Origin of the sequence: Pseudomonas agarici, assembly GCF_900109755.1 — a bacterium.
Lineage (GTDB): Bacteria > Pseudomonadota > Gammaproteobacteria > Pseudomonadales > Pseudomonadaceae > Aquipseudomonas > Aquipseudomonas agarici.
This window is the reverse complement of the sequence record NZ_FOAR01000009.1, coordinates 86,066-99,924: the sequence shown is the minus strand read 5'-3', so window position 1 is coordinate 99,924 and position 13,859 is coordinate 86,066. Positions and strand designations below refer to the sequence as shown.

Below are 13,859 nucleotides of genomic sequence, written 5' to 3'. Positions count from 1 at the left end.
TGATTTCAGCGCGGCACCACCGGTTTGCGCGCCGGCTTCTTGCCCTTGGCCGCGTCGGCTCGCTCCTTGGCGGCTTGCTTGTTGCGGGCGAACGCGGCGGCCTTGGCCTGTTCGCGCTTGTCCCAAGCATTGCCACCGTCGCTGGCACGCGGCGGCAAGCCGGTGTGCTGGGTGAGGATCTTGGTGGTGGTTTCTTTCGCCACCTTGTGACTGCCAGCCGGCGTCGAATTCTTCCGGCGGGCGCTCTGGTAGCTGTCGGTCGCCGGCTGGTGCAGTGGGATCAACTGCTGCTTGCCCGGCCCGATCAGGTCGCCACGCCCCATGCGCAGTAACGCTTCGCGCAGCATCGGCCAGCCCTTCGGATCGTGGTAGCGCAGGAACGCCTTGTGCAACCGGCGCTGCTCTTCGCTCTTGACGATGGTCACCGCCTCACTCTTGTAGGTAACCTTGCGCAACGGGTTCTTGCCCGAATGGTACATGGCCGTGGCACTGGCCATCGGCGACGGGTAGAAGGCCTGCACCTGATCGGCGCGAAAACCGTTGCCCTTGAGCCACAGTGCCAGGTTCATCATGTCTTCGTCGGTGGTGCCCGGATGCGCGGCGATGAAGTACGGAATCAGGTACTGCTCTTTCCCGGCTTCCTTGGAATACTTCTCGAACAGGCGCTTGAACTTGTCATAGCTGCCGATGCCCGGCTTCATCATCTGGTTGAGCGGACCTTCCTCGGTGTGTTCCGGGGCGATCTTCAGGTACCCACCGACGTGATGGGTCACCAGCTCTTTGACATATTCCGGTGACTCGACCGCCAGGTCATAGCGCAGGCCGGAGGCGATCAGGATCTTTTTCACCCCTGGCAACGCACGGGCGCTGCGATAGAGCTGGATCAGCGACGAGTGATCGGTATTCAGGTTCGGGCAGATACCGGGGAACACACACGACGGCTTGCGGCACGCGGATTCGATTTGCGGGCTCTTGCAGGCAATGCGGTACATGTTCGCGGTCGGGCCGCCGAGGTCGGAAATCACCCCGGTAAAACCTGGGACTTTGTCGCGAATCTCCTCGATCTCGCGAATGATCGACTCTTCGGAGCGGTTCTGGATAATCCGTCCTTCGTGCTCGGTGATCGAGCAGAAAGTACAACCGCCGAAGCAGCCACGCATGATGTTCACCGAGAAACGGATCATGTCGTAGGCTGGGATCTTTTCCTTGCCATACACCGGATGCGGGACCCGCTGGTACGGCATGCCGAACACGTAGTCCATCTCTTCGGTGGTCATCGGGATGGGTGGCGGGTTGAACCAGACATCCACTTCGCCATGCTTTTGCACCAGCGCACGGGCGTTACCCGGATTGGTTTCCAAGTGCAGCACACGGTTGGCGTGGGCATAGAGCACGGCGTCGTTGCGGACCTTTTCCACTGACGGCAAACGGATCACGGTCTTGTCGCGGGTCATCTTCGGGCTGGCGAGGATTTGCACCACCTTGGCTTCCTGCGGATCCTCCACCGGCCCTTTTTCCTGCTCGATCGCACAAGCCTGGGTGTCCTGGGTATTGACGTAGGGGTTGATGATCTTGTCGATCTTGCCTGGACGGTCGATGCGCGTGGAGTCGATTTCGTACCAGCCTTGCGGCGTGTCGCGACGAATGAACGCGGTGCCGCGCACATCGGTGATGTCTTCGATCTTGTGGCCGTAGGACAGGCGCTGGGCCACTTCGACAATCGCCCGCTCGGCGTTGCCATAAAGCAGGATGTCGGCGCAGGCGTCGATCAGGATCGAGTTGCGCACACGGTCCTGCCAGTAATCGTAGTGGGCGATCCGACGCAACGAAGCCTCGATACCGCCGAGCACGATCGGCACATGCTTGTAGGCCTCCTTACAGCGCTGGCTATAGACCAGGCTGGCGCGATCCGGACGCTTGCCGGCCAGGCCGCCCGGCGTATAGGCATCGTCGGAGCGAATTTTCTTGTCGGCGGTGTAGCGGTTGATCATCGAGTCCATGTTGCCGGCCGCGACTCCGAAGAACAGGTTCGGCTCGCCGAGCTTCATGAAGTCATCCTTGGACTGCCAGTTCGGCTGGGCAATGATCCCCACGCGAAACCCCTGGGACTCCAGCAGCCGACCGATGATCGCCATGCCGAAGGACGGATGGTCAACGTAGGCGTCACCGGTGACGATGATGATGTCGCAGGAATCCCAGCCAAGCTGATCCATCTCTTCCCGACTCATGGGCAGAAAGGGCGCTGGCCCGAAACATTCGGCCCAGTACTTGGGATAGTCAAATAACGGCTTGGCTGCTTGCATGGCGATGACCGGTGTCGAGATGAAAATTCGCGGGCGCGGAATATAGCACAAATTTTGATCAAGCCTGACGGTTTTACCTGCACCCACCCCCGAGTGCGGGCCGACAACTATCTAGCGCCATCGCACAGGCGTCTTGGCGTTAGCTGATGCCTCAACGAACCGGCAAGGCCTCCGTCATGACTCCATCCTCTCTCCCGCTCCCCGACGCACAGACTCATTTCCACGTGATCAAAGAACATTTGCCGGCATGGCTGCTCGATGCCTCCCGCGAGCAACGCAGCGCCTTGCGCCAGAACCTGCTGGCCAGTTTCAATTCCCAGCATGAGGTCCAGCAGATGATGGCAAAACTGCTATCGCCCGCGCACTTCGTCAAGCCACTGCTGGAACAGGTCATCGCCGTCAATTTCCGACTCACCCTCGATGTCGAGCGGGCGACCTTCGTTCACGTGCGCAAAAACGACTATTTCTTCGGATTGATCTCGGTTCAGGGCCAAACCACCGAACAAACACTTTTGTCCGCCAGCCTGCGCAACTTCGAAGAAGCGCTCACCGGCATCGACATCTACGGCGCGGGCTCAGGGATTTACCTGACCGCTGGAGATCGAAACAGCAAAACCCGGATCAAACCCGAGGAGTTCGCTCTGGTCTGCCGCCGTCTTGACTTCGGTGGACTTTATCAGGCTCACCTTCGGTCCGTTCTCAGGGTAGCCGACCCAGCCGATGACGATATCGAAAGCAGCACTCAAGACCTCCTGATCAAAAGCTACAAGGACGCCTTTGCCGTGGCGATACACATGGCTATCCTGCAAAAAAAGATCTCGACGGACTGCTACCGAGTATTGCTCGACGTACTGAATGCCCGTTATGTCGTCAGGCGCAATACTCAACCCTGCTCGTTGCTCGAATTCCTCGATCTGGATGTCAGTGAGGTGTTGGTTATCGGCTTGGACGCCAACGATGGAACGCATCCGTGCATCGTCTACATACCGCAGGATCCTATCGCCCCCTTGGCACGCTACGACTCACTCGAGGATTTCGAAGACGAGTTAATCCACAGGCTGTTATCACGCAGCTACCAGCGCTTCTTTTCGCGATTCCTACCGATCAGTGATCGGGGACAATTGCTCAATCAGTTGATCAGACAAGCCATGCGGCAAAAATGGAGACCACCGTCTGGCCCGATTCCACTGCCCCCGCCACTTTGGCTGGCGCTGCAACCCATCAGCGGCGACGTATTCCAGAGCCTTCGTGACCGGCGCGTACAACAGAGCGAACGGCACGGGCGGGAGGTCGTCGTGCCCACGGCGGATATCGACAGCCAAGCCCGTCAACGCCAGCTACAGGTGTACGAAAACGCCGGCCTGGGGGCATTGACCCTCGCCGCGTCGTTCATCCCCGTAGTAGGCGACATTCTGCTGATCTTCACGGGGGCACAGTTGCTCCAGGGGGTCTACCAGGGATTCGAGGCCTGGAGACGCGATGATAAGGTTGAAGCGCTTAACTACCTGATGGACGTCGCCGAACAGGTCGCCCTGATGGGGGCAAGCGCGGGCGCCATCAAGGCCGCCGGCTTCGTCAACTCACTGATTCGCGTGAAGCTCTCACCCACTCGGTTTAGCTTGTGGAAATCGGACCTGGCGCCCTATCGCCAATCTTTTGAACTGCCTGAAGCGCTGCTCCCCGATGAGCAGGGCCTGTACGACTATCAAGGCAAGCACTATCTGTCTCTGGACGGGCATCTCTATGAGGTGGGTCCTGATAGCAGCTCGTCCGGGTGGTCCATTCGACATCCCGACGACCCCTGGGCGTACTCACCACCTTTACTGCAAAACGGCAGCGGCGCCTGGCGTACCCTGCACGAAAACCCACAGGACTGGAGCGAACTGAAACGGCTCCGGCGCTTGGGACCGATTGCCGCCGACACTCCCACCGAAGACCTGGCTCCGATCCTACACGCCAGCGCCAGCGATTCGAATCTGCTGCTTGAACTTCATCGTGATAACCAATCGCCGCCGGCACAATTGCTCGATACGCTGAAACGCTTCCAGTTCGACAGGCAAATCCAACATCAACAACTGCATGCCAGCCCCCCCGTCAACGACGGTGCTACTCCTTCCGGGACCATCGGGAAAACCGCATCGAAACGCTTCGAGGAGCTTTATCAACAGAGCGAACAGGTCGAAGGCCCCTTGCCTGAGCAGATCCGCCGGGACTTTCCAGACCTGCCCAAAAGCTATGTCCAAGCTATGGCAAAATCCATCAACCCTGCTGAGGCCCTGCAGATCCAGGGCCAGAAAAGCCTGCCGCCCTACCTGAAAGACGAAGCCGAGCTGTTCATGCAGGACGTGGACACCGCCCGGGTCCATGAAGGCCTTTATCTGCGCACGACATTCAATCCGGCCTCGGACCAGTTAGTGCTGCAGACACTTGAAGCGCTGCCAGGCTGGTCGGGCGACGTTCGCCTGGAACTGTATTCGGCCACGCCAACTGAACCTCCCACCGCCACCGTCGGGAACCACGCCGCTGCAAGCGTCAAGCGCCTGCTGCGCGAAGGCTCACGCTATCGGGTCTACGATACCGACAGCCTGCAAATCTTCGCACCGACCGACCTTTATTCGGCCATCGGGCAAGCTCTCCCCGAAACCGAGCTGGACAATCTGGGCTTTAGAGGCCCCAATCGAAACAGCGCCCTCAAACAAGCGTTGATTCACAAAATCAGGCAACTGAGTACCTCGCCGGCAGTCATGCGTCGAATTCCCGCCCCCCCACCCTCGCGGCCTTACCAGACTGGCCACGCACTGGACACTCACTTCGCGCTGGCAACACCACCGAGCGAGCTCACTCCCGTAAGCGAAGGCCTCTATCAGGACACCTTTTCACGACACTACATCCAAGAGGGAGGGCGCTATTTTCAGGTCGAGTCTTCAGATTTCGGCTGGAAGCTGATCGACGCTCGCAATCCTTTCCGCTGTTATCGCCCGGTGGTGCGGCTGAGGGACGGGCATTGGGAAATCAACCCCGCCATCGGCTTGAAAGGCGGCGCTCCAGGCCCGGTACAGAGCAAGATCGAGCTGCCGGAAAGTGAGTCGAACATGGTGACGGCACTTGAATACGTTGAGCCCGAGCCCTTCACTGACGAAGACCTACAGCGTATGAAAGCCATCAAATCCTATCAGCACCAGCCCAACAGAATGGGCGAATATGACCGAGTGAACAATGGTCGCTATCCCTTGCGGGACCTGCTGGGCAGGCCGTTGCGCATCAAGAGAATCCAGAGAACGAGTGACCCCACAGGATCGGGGCTACATTACCAGGCCCAGGACATCCTGCCGTACTTGAGATGGGATAACCATGAAGGGGTCGCCAAGCTCTACGAGGAGAAGCTACTGGTGCGGGCGTTCACCGCCGAAGATGCCAAGTTTCCCCAGGAACAAAGCATGATCGGTCAAGCCATGGTTGTTGCCAGAAAGCCCTTGAAGGCCGGGGAAGCCATCGGAGTCTATGGCGGTAACTTCATCCCGTTTCACGTCAGCAGTGCCCGCAAGGATCCGTTTGTGATCGATATCTTGCCCGACCCTCCGACCGGCAGGCCGAAATGGGACCGGCTGGTGCTGACAGGAGACAATATTATTTCGCGGATCAATTCCATTTTTGAATACGAGGGAGACCTCCCTGTGCGGCAAGCCAGCAGCGGTTACAACACCGAGGGAGCACTATTTCCCGTCGATGTCGAGATTGCAAAGGATCGTTTGGAATCGTACCTCCTCAGCGCTTTCTTCACCACTCGGGACATTCCCGCCGATGAAGAATTGCGTTGGAATTACGGTTATACCGAAGAGGGGATTCGTAGCACATTCGCCGAGCCCGAGACGGACCTTTAGAACCGGCGACAGATTCAGATACTGGAGACTTTAGCGCCAAGCCATTGAGGCGTGGAACCTTTACTCGTCATCGTCGAAGTTATAGCTACCCGGTGCCAGATTTTCGAAGCGCGTGTACTTGCCGATAAAGGCCAGCCGGATAAAGCCGATCGGCCCGTTCCGCTGCTTGCCGATAATGATCTCGGCGATGCCCTTGTGCTCGGTTTCCGGGTGATAGACCTCATCGCGGTACACGAACATGATCACGTCGGCGTCCTGCTCGATCGCTCCGGATTCGCGCAAGTCGGAGTTCACCGGACGCTTGTTTGGTCGTTGCTCCAGGGAACGGTTGAGCTGGGAAAGGGCCACCACCGGGCAGTTGAACTCTTTGGCCAGGGCCTTGAGGGAGCGGGAAATCTCGGAAATTTCGTTGGTCCGGTTATCGCCGCTGGAACCGGGAATCTGCATCAGTTGCAGATAGTCGATCATGATCAGGGCGATATCGCCGTGCTCGCGTACCAGGCGTCGGGTCCGCGCCCGCATTTCCGAGGGACTGATGCCGGCGGTATCGTCGATGAACAACTTGCGATCATTGAGCAGGTTGACCGCCGAGGTCAGGCGCGGCCAATCATCGTCTTCCAAGCGTCCGGCACGAACCTTGGTCTGGTCGATCCGCCCCAGCGAGGAAAGCATACGCATGATCAACGACTCGCCGGGCATCTCAAGGGAGTACACCAGCACCGCTTTGTCGCTGCGCAACACGGCGTTTTCCACCAGGTTCATGGCAAAGGTGGTCTTGCCCATCGACGGACGGCCGGCGACGATGATCAGGTCCGCCGGTTGCAGGCCGCTGGTCTTCTCGTCCAGGTCGGTATAGCCGGTGGACAGCCCGGTGATGGCGTTGTCGGTGTTGAACAGCGTATCGATGCGGTCGATGGCCTTGGTCAGCAGGTCGTTGACACTCACCGGGCCACCGGTCTTCGGACGCGCTTCGGCGATCTGGAAGATCTGCCGCTCGGCCTCGTCGAGGATCTCGGCGGCAGTGCGGCCTTCGGGATTGAAGGCGCTGTCGGCGATCTCCGTGCTGATACCGATCAATTGGCGCAGGGTCGCACGCTCGCGCACGATTGCGGCGTAGGCCTTGATGTTGGCGACCGACGGGGTGTTTTTCGCCAGTTCGCCAAGGTAGCCCAGGCCACCGACCTGCGAGGTCTGGCCTTCCTTGTCCAATTGCTCGGCCAGGGTCACAACGTCGATCGGCATGTTCTGATCGGCCAGTCGGGCGATCGCACGGAAAATCAGGCGGTGGTCATGTCGATAGAAATCGCCATCCGAAACCTGGTCAAGTACACGTTCCCAGGCATTGTTGTCCAGCATCAGGCCACCGAGCACGGCCTGTTCGGCCTCGATGGAATGCGGCGGCACCTTCAGGGCGGCGGTTTGCAGATCATATTGCTCGGGAGCGGAGATATCGTTCATGGCCACTTGAAATCAGATGGTGAGTGCAGAAAAACAAAGGGCACGACCTGAATGAACAGAGTCGTGCCCGATGTTAACCGCCTGGCGGGCAAGCCGCCAGACGATTGAGTGCCGCTTAAGCAGCCACCACAACAACGCGGACGGTTGCTTCGACTTCGGCGTGCAGGTGCACGGCCACGTCGAATTCGCCCACGTTGCGAATGGTACCGTTCGGCAGGCGCACTTCGCTTTTTGCCACTTCAACGCCAGAGGCGGTCAGGGCATCGGCGATGTCGTGGGTGCCGATCGAACCGAACAGCTTGCCTTCGTCACCGGCGGTGGCAGTGATGGTCACTTCCAGTTCAGCCAGTTGAGCGGCGCGCGATTGAGCCGAAGCTTTCTTGTCCGCCGCGGCTTTTTCCAGCTCGGCACGACGCTCCTCGAACGCAGCCAGGTTGGCAGCAGTCGCAGCGGTGGCTTTGCCGAAAGGCAGCAGGTAGTTACGACCGTAACCAGCCTTAACATTTACCTTATCGCCCAGGTTGCCCAGGTTGGCGATTTTTTCCAGAAGGATCAGTTGCATGTGGAAATCCTCTTAACTTTTAACCTTCACCGTTCGCGTTATCGGCGTCTTTCGACGCGAGACGACCGCGAAAATCAATCAGGCTGTCGACAATGGCCAGGACCACGAGCAACGGACCGAGCAAGTGCATGAAAGGCAACAACGTCACGTATATTCCCACCAACCAGAAAGTGGTCAGTCGTTTCTGCGCCACCAACCCATGAATCAGGGCCAGCCCGGCGAAGATCAGCGGCACGCCGCACAACGGCAACAAAATCAGTGCATGTAACCCAAAAAACGGAGCGACACACATGACGGCCAGCAGCGACAACGCCACGCTCTTGGGCAGTCGGATAGCGCGAAACTCGCGCCCGAAACCACCGGGGTTATACAACAACGCCTGCCAATAGCGCCCAAGAATCAGGCACAGCACGCTAAAGACCTGCAACGAAATGGCTGTCGAAACGATCATCAGCGGAACGATCAGGGCAGTGAGAAACGCCTTCTGGTCTGCCGAGAATTTCTCGTAGACCTCACCCATCGCCAGCGGCAGGACGTGTTCGAACGTCCGTGCCAGTGACTCGATGAAGGAACTGAACACCGTTCCCAGGCTCACCGCACACAACAATCCCACGGCCATGCTGCATAGCAGCACACGGTTCCAGGTATGCCCGGCGCGCAAAACCAACGCCAGGCTGCAAGCCCCGAACAGCACCAAAAGGGCCGTCGGATCTTTCAGGAAATGCCAGCTCAACAACACTGACAGCAACCCAATACCCAGGACGCTCAAGGCATCCGAACCACGCCGCAAGAGCACAAGGCATCCGGCGGCGGCACTCAACCAGAACAACAGCGGCAATGCCGCAGATCCGGCCACTACTAACGTGGCCTGCACGCGTCCCCGCATGATGAAGTCAGCTAAGGCACGCATACATTCAATCCCTTACTACTTGTCGACGGCCCGGTCTCAGCGGCCGTGGCTGTCGGTGTAGGCCAGCAGGGCCAGGAAGCGGGCGCGCTTGATAGCGGTAGCCAGCTGACGCTGATAACGAGCTTTGGTACCGGTGATACGGCTCGGAACGATTTTGCCGGTTTCGGATACGTAAGCTTTCAGGGTGTTGAGATCTTTGTAATCGATCTCTTTCACGTCTTCAGCGGTGAAGCGGCAGAATTTACGACGACGGAAGAAACGTGCCATGTAATAGGCTCCTCAAAAGGTCCGTGGATTACTCGTCAGCGCTATCGCTGTTGTCGCTGTCATCACCCTCAACGCCTTCGGCGTCGGCGTGCTCAGGACGGTCGCGACGCTCACGGCGCTCACTGCGGTTTTCTTCAGCCTTGAGCATCTCGGATTGGCCGGTAACGGCCTCTTCGCGACGGATGACCAGGTTACGAATCACAGCATCGTTGTAGCGGAAGTTGTCTTCCAGCTCGGCCAGGGCCTTGCCGGTGCATTCAACGTTCAGCATCACGTAGTGAGCCTTGTGAACATTGTTGATTGCGTAGGCCAGTTGACGACGACCCCAATCTTCCAGACGGTGGATTTTGCCGCCGTCTTCTTCGATCAGCTTGGTATAACGCTCAACCATGCCGCCGACTTGCTCGCTTTGATCCGGGTGGACCAAAAAGATAATTTCGTAATGACGCATGAATGCTCCTTACGGGTTGTAGCCTGCCACTTAAAAGCGGTCAGACAAGGAGTGAATGACACGGGTGTGTCTTGCCTTCGAACAGGCACAAATGCGCCAGCCATCACGGCAAGGGGCGCAATTGTAGAGAACGGGCGGCAGCGGCGCAAGGTAATTGGCGATTATTTGAGCAGCCCATCGACTTTACGCAGACAACCCCTGTGGCGAGCGAGCCACAGGGGCAATCCATCACAGAGACCGGCTTCCCGGGTCAAGACTTTTTGGTAGCAGCCTTGACGCTGCGCTGGCGCATGGCCTCGAACAGGCACACGCCAGTGGCCACCGAGACGTTCAGGCTACTGACGCTACCAGCCATCGGTAGTTTCACCAGGTAGTCGCAGTGCTCGCGAGTCAAACGGCGCATGCCCTTGCCTTCGGCGCCCATGATCAGGATCGTCGGGCCGGTCAGATCCTGCTGATACAGCTCCTGCTCGGCTTCACCGGCCGTACCGACCACCCACAGGCCGCGCTGTTGGAGTTTCTCCAGGGTACGCGCCAGGTTGGTCACCGCCACCAGCGGAATCACTTCCGCCGCGCCACAGGCGACTTTGCGCACGGCCGGCGTCAAGGTCGCCGACTTGTCCTTGGGCACCACCACCGCCAGCGCACCCGCCGCATCGGCGGTACGCAGGCAGGCGCCGAGGTTGTGCGGGTCGGTCACGCCATCCAGCACCAGGATCAACGGCGCGCCCTCGGTGCGATCAAGCAACTCGTCGAGCATGGCTTCGCCCCAGACCTGGCTCGGACTGACTTCCGCCACCACACCCTGGTGCACCCCCTCGACCCAGGCATCCATCTCGCGACGCTCGGCTTGGCCAACGGACACCTTGTTTTCACTGGCAAGCTGCAATAAGCCCTGGACCCGTGGGTCGCTACGACCTTCAGCCAGCCAGATCTGCTTGACGCGCTTGGGGTGATGACGCAACAACGCCTCCACGGCATGCACGCCGTAGATTTTTTCCAACTGACTCATGACTTGGCCTTAGGTTTACGGGGCCCGCCACTTTTCGCCGGACCGCTGCCCGCCTTGGGTGGACCTTTACGATGCTTGCTCGGCTTCTCCGAGGTAGTACCACGACCGGGCTTGCCATCGGCCTTGGCCTTGCCACCGCTTTTCGCTTCAGCCAGCAGCGCCTGCTTCATCTCGCGGCTCTTGCGCACTTCAGCGTTTTTCGCAGCGGCATCGCTTGGGCGATAGACTTCGCTCGACTTCTTCTCGGCGGCCGTGCGGCGCCCGGCCTTGAGCGGCTCGACAGCTTTTTCAAGGGCGACCGGAGCGCCGGTTTCAGCAGCCCGCTTCTTGCGACCGATAGGCGCGCTGAGGGTTTTCTCGGCCATTTCGAAGTCGATCTTACGTTCGTCGAGATCGACGCGCATGACCTTCACTTCCACCGTATCGCCGAGACGGAAGCTGCGTCCGCTACGCTCGCCCGCCAGACGGTGATGCACAGGGTCGAAGTGGTAATAATCGCCCGGCAAGGCGGTGACATGTACCAGACCCTCGACGTAGATATCGGTCAACTCGACGAACAGGCCAAAACCGGTCACGGCAGTGACCACGCCGGGGAACGACTCGCCCACGCGATCTTTCATGAACTCGCACTTGAGCCAGTTCACTACGTCGCGGGTCGCCTCGTCGGCACGCCGCTCGCTCATTGAGCATTGTTCGCCCAACTGCTCCAGGATTGCCTCGTCGTAGGGATAGATCCGCGCCTTCGGAATCGTCATCGCGCCTGCACGCCGCACATGCGGGGTGTTCTGCTTGGAATGGATCACACTGCGGATCGCGCGATGCGTCAGCAGGTCGGGATAGCGACGGATCGGTGAGGTGAAGTGGGTGTAGGCCTGGTAATTCAGGCCGAAGTGGCCCTGATTATCGGCGCTATACACCGCCTGGCTCAAGGAGCGCAGCATGACGGTCTGGATCAGATGGAAATCCGGACGGCTCTGGATACTGGCCAGTAAAGCCTGGTAATCCTTCGGCGACGGACCGTCCTTGCCCTTATGCAGGGACAGGCCCAGCTCACCAAGGAATGCTCGCAGTTTCTCCAGGCGCTCCGGCGGAGGACCATCATGCACCCGGTACAGGGCCGGAATTTCGTGTTTCTTGAGGAACTCGGCGGTAGCCACGTTAGCCGCCAGCATGCACTCCTCGATCAACTTGTGGGCGTCGTTGCGGGTGGTCGGACGGATTTCGGCGATCTTGCGCTCGGAGCCGAAGATGATCCGGGTTTCCTGGGTTTCGAAATCGATCGCGCCACGGGTATGGCGAGCCGCCAGTAGCACTTTGTACAGCGCGTACAACTGCTTGAGGTCCGGGGTCACTTGCGAATACTCGCCGCGCAGCTTCCTCGCCTCAGTGGTTTTCGGCTGTTCCAGGATCGAGCTGACCTTGTTGTAGGTCAGGCGGGCATGGGAGTGGATCACCGCCTCGTAGAACACATAGTCGGTCATCTCGCCCTTTTTCGACATCGTCATTTCACAGACCATGGCCAGGCGATCGACATGCGGGTTCAGCGAACACAGGCCGTTGGACAGTTCTTCCGGCAGCATCGGCACCACGCGCTCCGGGAAATAGACCGAGTTGCCGCGAACCTGGGCCTCGGCATCCAGCGCCGAGCCGATCTTCACGTAGCTGGAAACGTCGGCAATCGCCACGTACAGCTTCCAGCCACCGGAGAACAGGCGCAGCTTGCCGGGGATCGCTTCGCAATAGACCGCATCATCGAAGTCGCGGGCATCTTCGCCGTCGATGGTGACGAACGGCAGATGGCGCAGGTCGACGCGCTTCTCCTTGTCTTTCTCCTCGACAACCGGCTTGAGCTTGCCCGCTTCTTTGAGCACGGCTTCGGGCCAGACATGGGGAATATCGTAGGTGCGCAGGGCCACATCGATTTCCATGCCGGGAGCCATGTAGTTGCCCACGACTTCGACCACGTCGCCCTGGGGTTGGAAGCGCGGTGTCGGCCAGTGGGTGATCTTCACCTCGACGAACTGCCCGACACGGGCATCGGCATTGCGCCCCGGCGTAACCAGCACTTCCTGCTGGATTTTCGGATTGTCGGCCACGACAAAACCGATACCGCCCTCTTCGAAGTAACGGCCAACGATGGTCTCGTGGGCACGGGACACCACTTCGACAATCACCCCTTCGCGCCGACCACGCCGATCCAAACCGGAAACCCGCGCCAGGGCACGATCGCCATCGAACACCAGACGCATCTGCGCCGGACTCATGAACAGATCGTCGCTGCCGTCGTCGGGGATCAGAAAGCCGAAACCGTCACGATGGCCGGCGATACGACCAAGGATCAGGTCAAGCTTGTCCACTGGCGCGTAGGTACCGCGGCGGGTGTAAATCAGTTGGGCATCGCGCTCCATGGCACGAAGGCGGCGGCGCAGGGCCTCCAACTGGTCTTCGGTGGTCAGACCGAACTCTTCCACCAACTGTTCGCGACTCGCCGGCGAGCCGCGCTCGCTGAGGTGCGCCAGGATCAGCTCACGGCTAGGGATAGGGTTTTCATATTTTTCCGCTTCACGAGCGGCCTCGGGATCGAGGGACTGCCAATCGGCCATTAGATAAATTTCACCTTGTCTATATGCGGGTTAGTTTGGCATACGCGTATTAAAACGGGAAATTTCAGGCACGGATGACACCTGAAAACCCCTTTCTCGGTGGCTTCAGGCATCGCCGCGGACCGTTCGCGATATTTCTTTTACTTTTTCAATCACAGGGGTTTACAGTACACGAGTGCCTCCGTATAGTGCGCGCCATCTGCGACGGAGACGTTGTAGAGACTGCCCAGATGGTGAAATTGGTAGACACGCCAGCTTCAGGTGCTGGTGACCGCAAGGTCGTGGAAGTTCGAGTCTTCTTCTGGGCACCAATTCGAGACTTCAGAGATTCTGAAGTCTTCCAGAAACCCGCGAAAGCGGGTTTTTGCGTTTCTAGCCCCATGATTTCCTCGCCCCGCCAGCGCGCCGCAAC

9 protein-coding genes and 1 tRNA gene are annotated in these 13,859 nt (G+C 59.2%); 2 read left to right on the top strand and 8 right to left on the bottom strand.

Translation table 11 applies throughout. The annotated features are described in order from the left end of the window. Window positions 1-5: 5 nt before the first annotated feature. Entirely contained in the window at window positions 6-2,303 is a 2,298-nt protein-coding gene (locus BMX68_RS10710; RefSeq protein WP_026013325.1) for a YgiQ family radical SAM protein, read from the bottom strand. A gap of 176 nt (window positions 2,304-2,479) precedes the next feature. Here BMX68_RS10710 and BMX68_RS10705 point away from each other — a divergent pair, with 176 nt between their 5' ends. Further along, window positions 2,480-6,184, top strand: a complete 3,705-nt coding sequence (locus tag BMX68_RS10705; RefSeq protein ID WP_143063274.1) for a dermonecrotic toxin domain-containing protein — start codon at window positions 2,480-2,482, stop codon at window positions 6,182-6,184. Between the two features lie 60 nt (window positions 6,185-6,244). Here BMX68_RS10705 and dnaB read toward each other — a convergent pair whose 3' ends face one another. The 7 genes from dnaB to rnr all read right to left on the bottom strand — a co-directional run bounded on the left by dnaB (window position 6,245) and on the right by rnr (window position 13,447). Continuing rightward, window positions 6,245-7,642 carry a replicative DNA helicase gene (dnaB, locus tag BMX68_RS10700; RefSeq protein ID WP_017125058.1) on the bottom strand — a complete coding sequence of 466 codons (1,398 nt, stop codon included), beginning with the start codon at window positions 7,640-7,642 and terminating at the stop codon, window positions 6,245-6,247. A gap of 115 nt (window positions 7,643-7,757) precedes the next feature. Continuing rightward, window positions 7,758-8,204: a 50S ribosomal protein L9 gene (rplI, locus tag BMX68_RS10695; RefSeq protein ID WP_017133317.1), complete on the bottom strand. Its 447-nt coding sequence runs from the start codon at window positions 8,202-8,204 to the stop codon at window positions 7,758-7,760. Window positions 8,205-8,223: 19 nt separating this feature from the next. Then, window positions 8,224-9,114, bottom strand: coding sequence for a YybS family protein (locus tag BMX68_RS10690; RefSeq protein ID WP_017133318.1), 891 nt, complete (start codon window positions 9,112-9,114; stop codon window positions 8,224-8,226). A gap of 36 nt (window positions 9,115-9,150) precedes the next feature. Then, window positions 9,151-9,381 carry a 30S ribosomal protein S18 gene (rpsR, locus tag BMX68_RS10685; RefSeq protein WP_002551829.1) on the bottom strand — a complete coding sequence of 77 codons (231 nt, stop codon included), beginning with the start codon at window positions 9,379-9,381 and terminating at the stop codon, window positions 9,151-9,153. A 28-nt stretch (window positions 9,382-9,409) separates the two neighbouring features. After that, window positions 9,410-9,832, bottom strand: coding sequence for a 30S ribosomal protein S6 (rpsF, locus tag BMX68_RS10680; RefSeq protein WP_017133319.1), 423 nt, complete (start codon window positions 9,830-9,832; stop codon window positions 9,410-9,412). A 250-nt stretch (window positions 9,833-10,082) separates the two neighbouring features. Then, the gene (gene rlmB / locus BMX68_RS10675; RefSeq protein ID WP_074862140.1) at window positions 10,083-10,844 is read right to left on the bottom strand and encodes a 23S rRNA (guanosine(2251)-2'-O)-methyltransferase RlmB; all 762 of its coding nucleotides are present in this window, start codon (window positions 10,842-10,844) and stop codon (window positions 10,083-10,085) included. Then, window positions 10,841-13,447 carry a ribonuclease R gene (rnr, locus tag BMX68_RS10670; protein ID WP_017133320.1) on the bottom strand — a complete coding sequence of 869 codons (2,607 nt, stop codon included), beginning with the start codon at window positions 13,445-13,447 and terminating at the stop codon, window positions 10,841-10,843. Before rnr ends, rlmB begins: the two co-directional genes overlap by 4 nt. Before the next feature lie 224 nt (window positions 13,448-13,671). Here rnr and BMX68_RS10665 point away from each other — a divergent pair. After that, window positions 13,672-13,758, top strand: a tRNA-Leu gene (locus BMX68_RS10665). The last annotated feature ends 101 nt before the right edge of the window (window positions 13,759-13,859 follow it).

Excerpts from the sequence above, each read along its gene's own strand:
- BMX68_RS10710 (WP_026013325.1), bottom strand. The coding sequence starts at position 2,303 with ATGCAAGCAGCCAAGCCGTTATTTGACTATCCCAAGTACTGGGCCGAA.
- BMX68_RS10705 (WP_143063274.1), top strand. The coding sequence starts at position 2,480 with ATGACTCCATCCTCTCTCCCGCTCCCCGACGCACAGACTCATTTCCAC.
- dnaB (WP_017125058.1), bottom strand. The coding sequence starts at position 7,642 with ATGAACGATATCTCCGCTCCCGAGCAATATGATCTGCAAACCGCCGCC.
- rplI (WP_017133317.1), bottom strand. The coding sequence starts at position 8,204 with ATGCAACTGATCCTTCTGGAAAAAATCGCCAACCTGGGCAACCTGGGC.
- BMX68_RS10690 (WP_017133318.1), bottom strand. The coding sequence starts at position 9,114 with ATGCGTGCCTTAGCTGACTTCATCATGCGGGGACGCGTGCAGGCCACG.
- rpsR (WP_002551829.1), bottom strand. The coding sequence starts at position 9,381 with ATGGCACGTTTCTTCCGTCGTCGTAAATTCTGCCGCTTCACCGCTGAA.
- rpsF (WP_017133319.1), bottom strand. The coding sequence starts at position 9,832 with ATGCGTCATTACGAAATTATCTTTTTGGTCCACCCGGATCAAAGCGAG.
- rlmB (WP_074862140.1), bottom strand. The coding sequence starts at position 10,844 with ATGAGTCAGTTGGAAAAAATCTACGGCGTGCATGCCGTGGAGGCGTTG.
- rnr (WP_017133320.1), bottom strand. The coding sequence starts at position 13,447 with ATGGCCGATTGGCAGTCCCTCGATCCCGAGGCCGCTCGTGAAGCGGAA.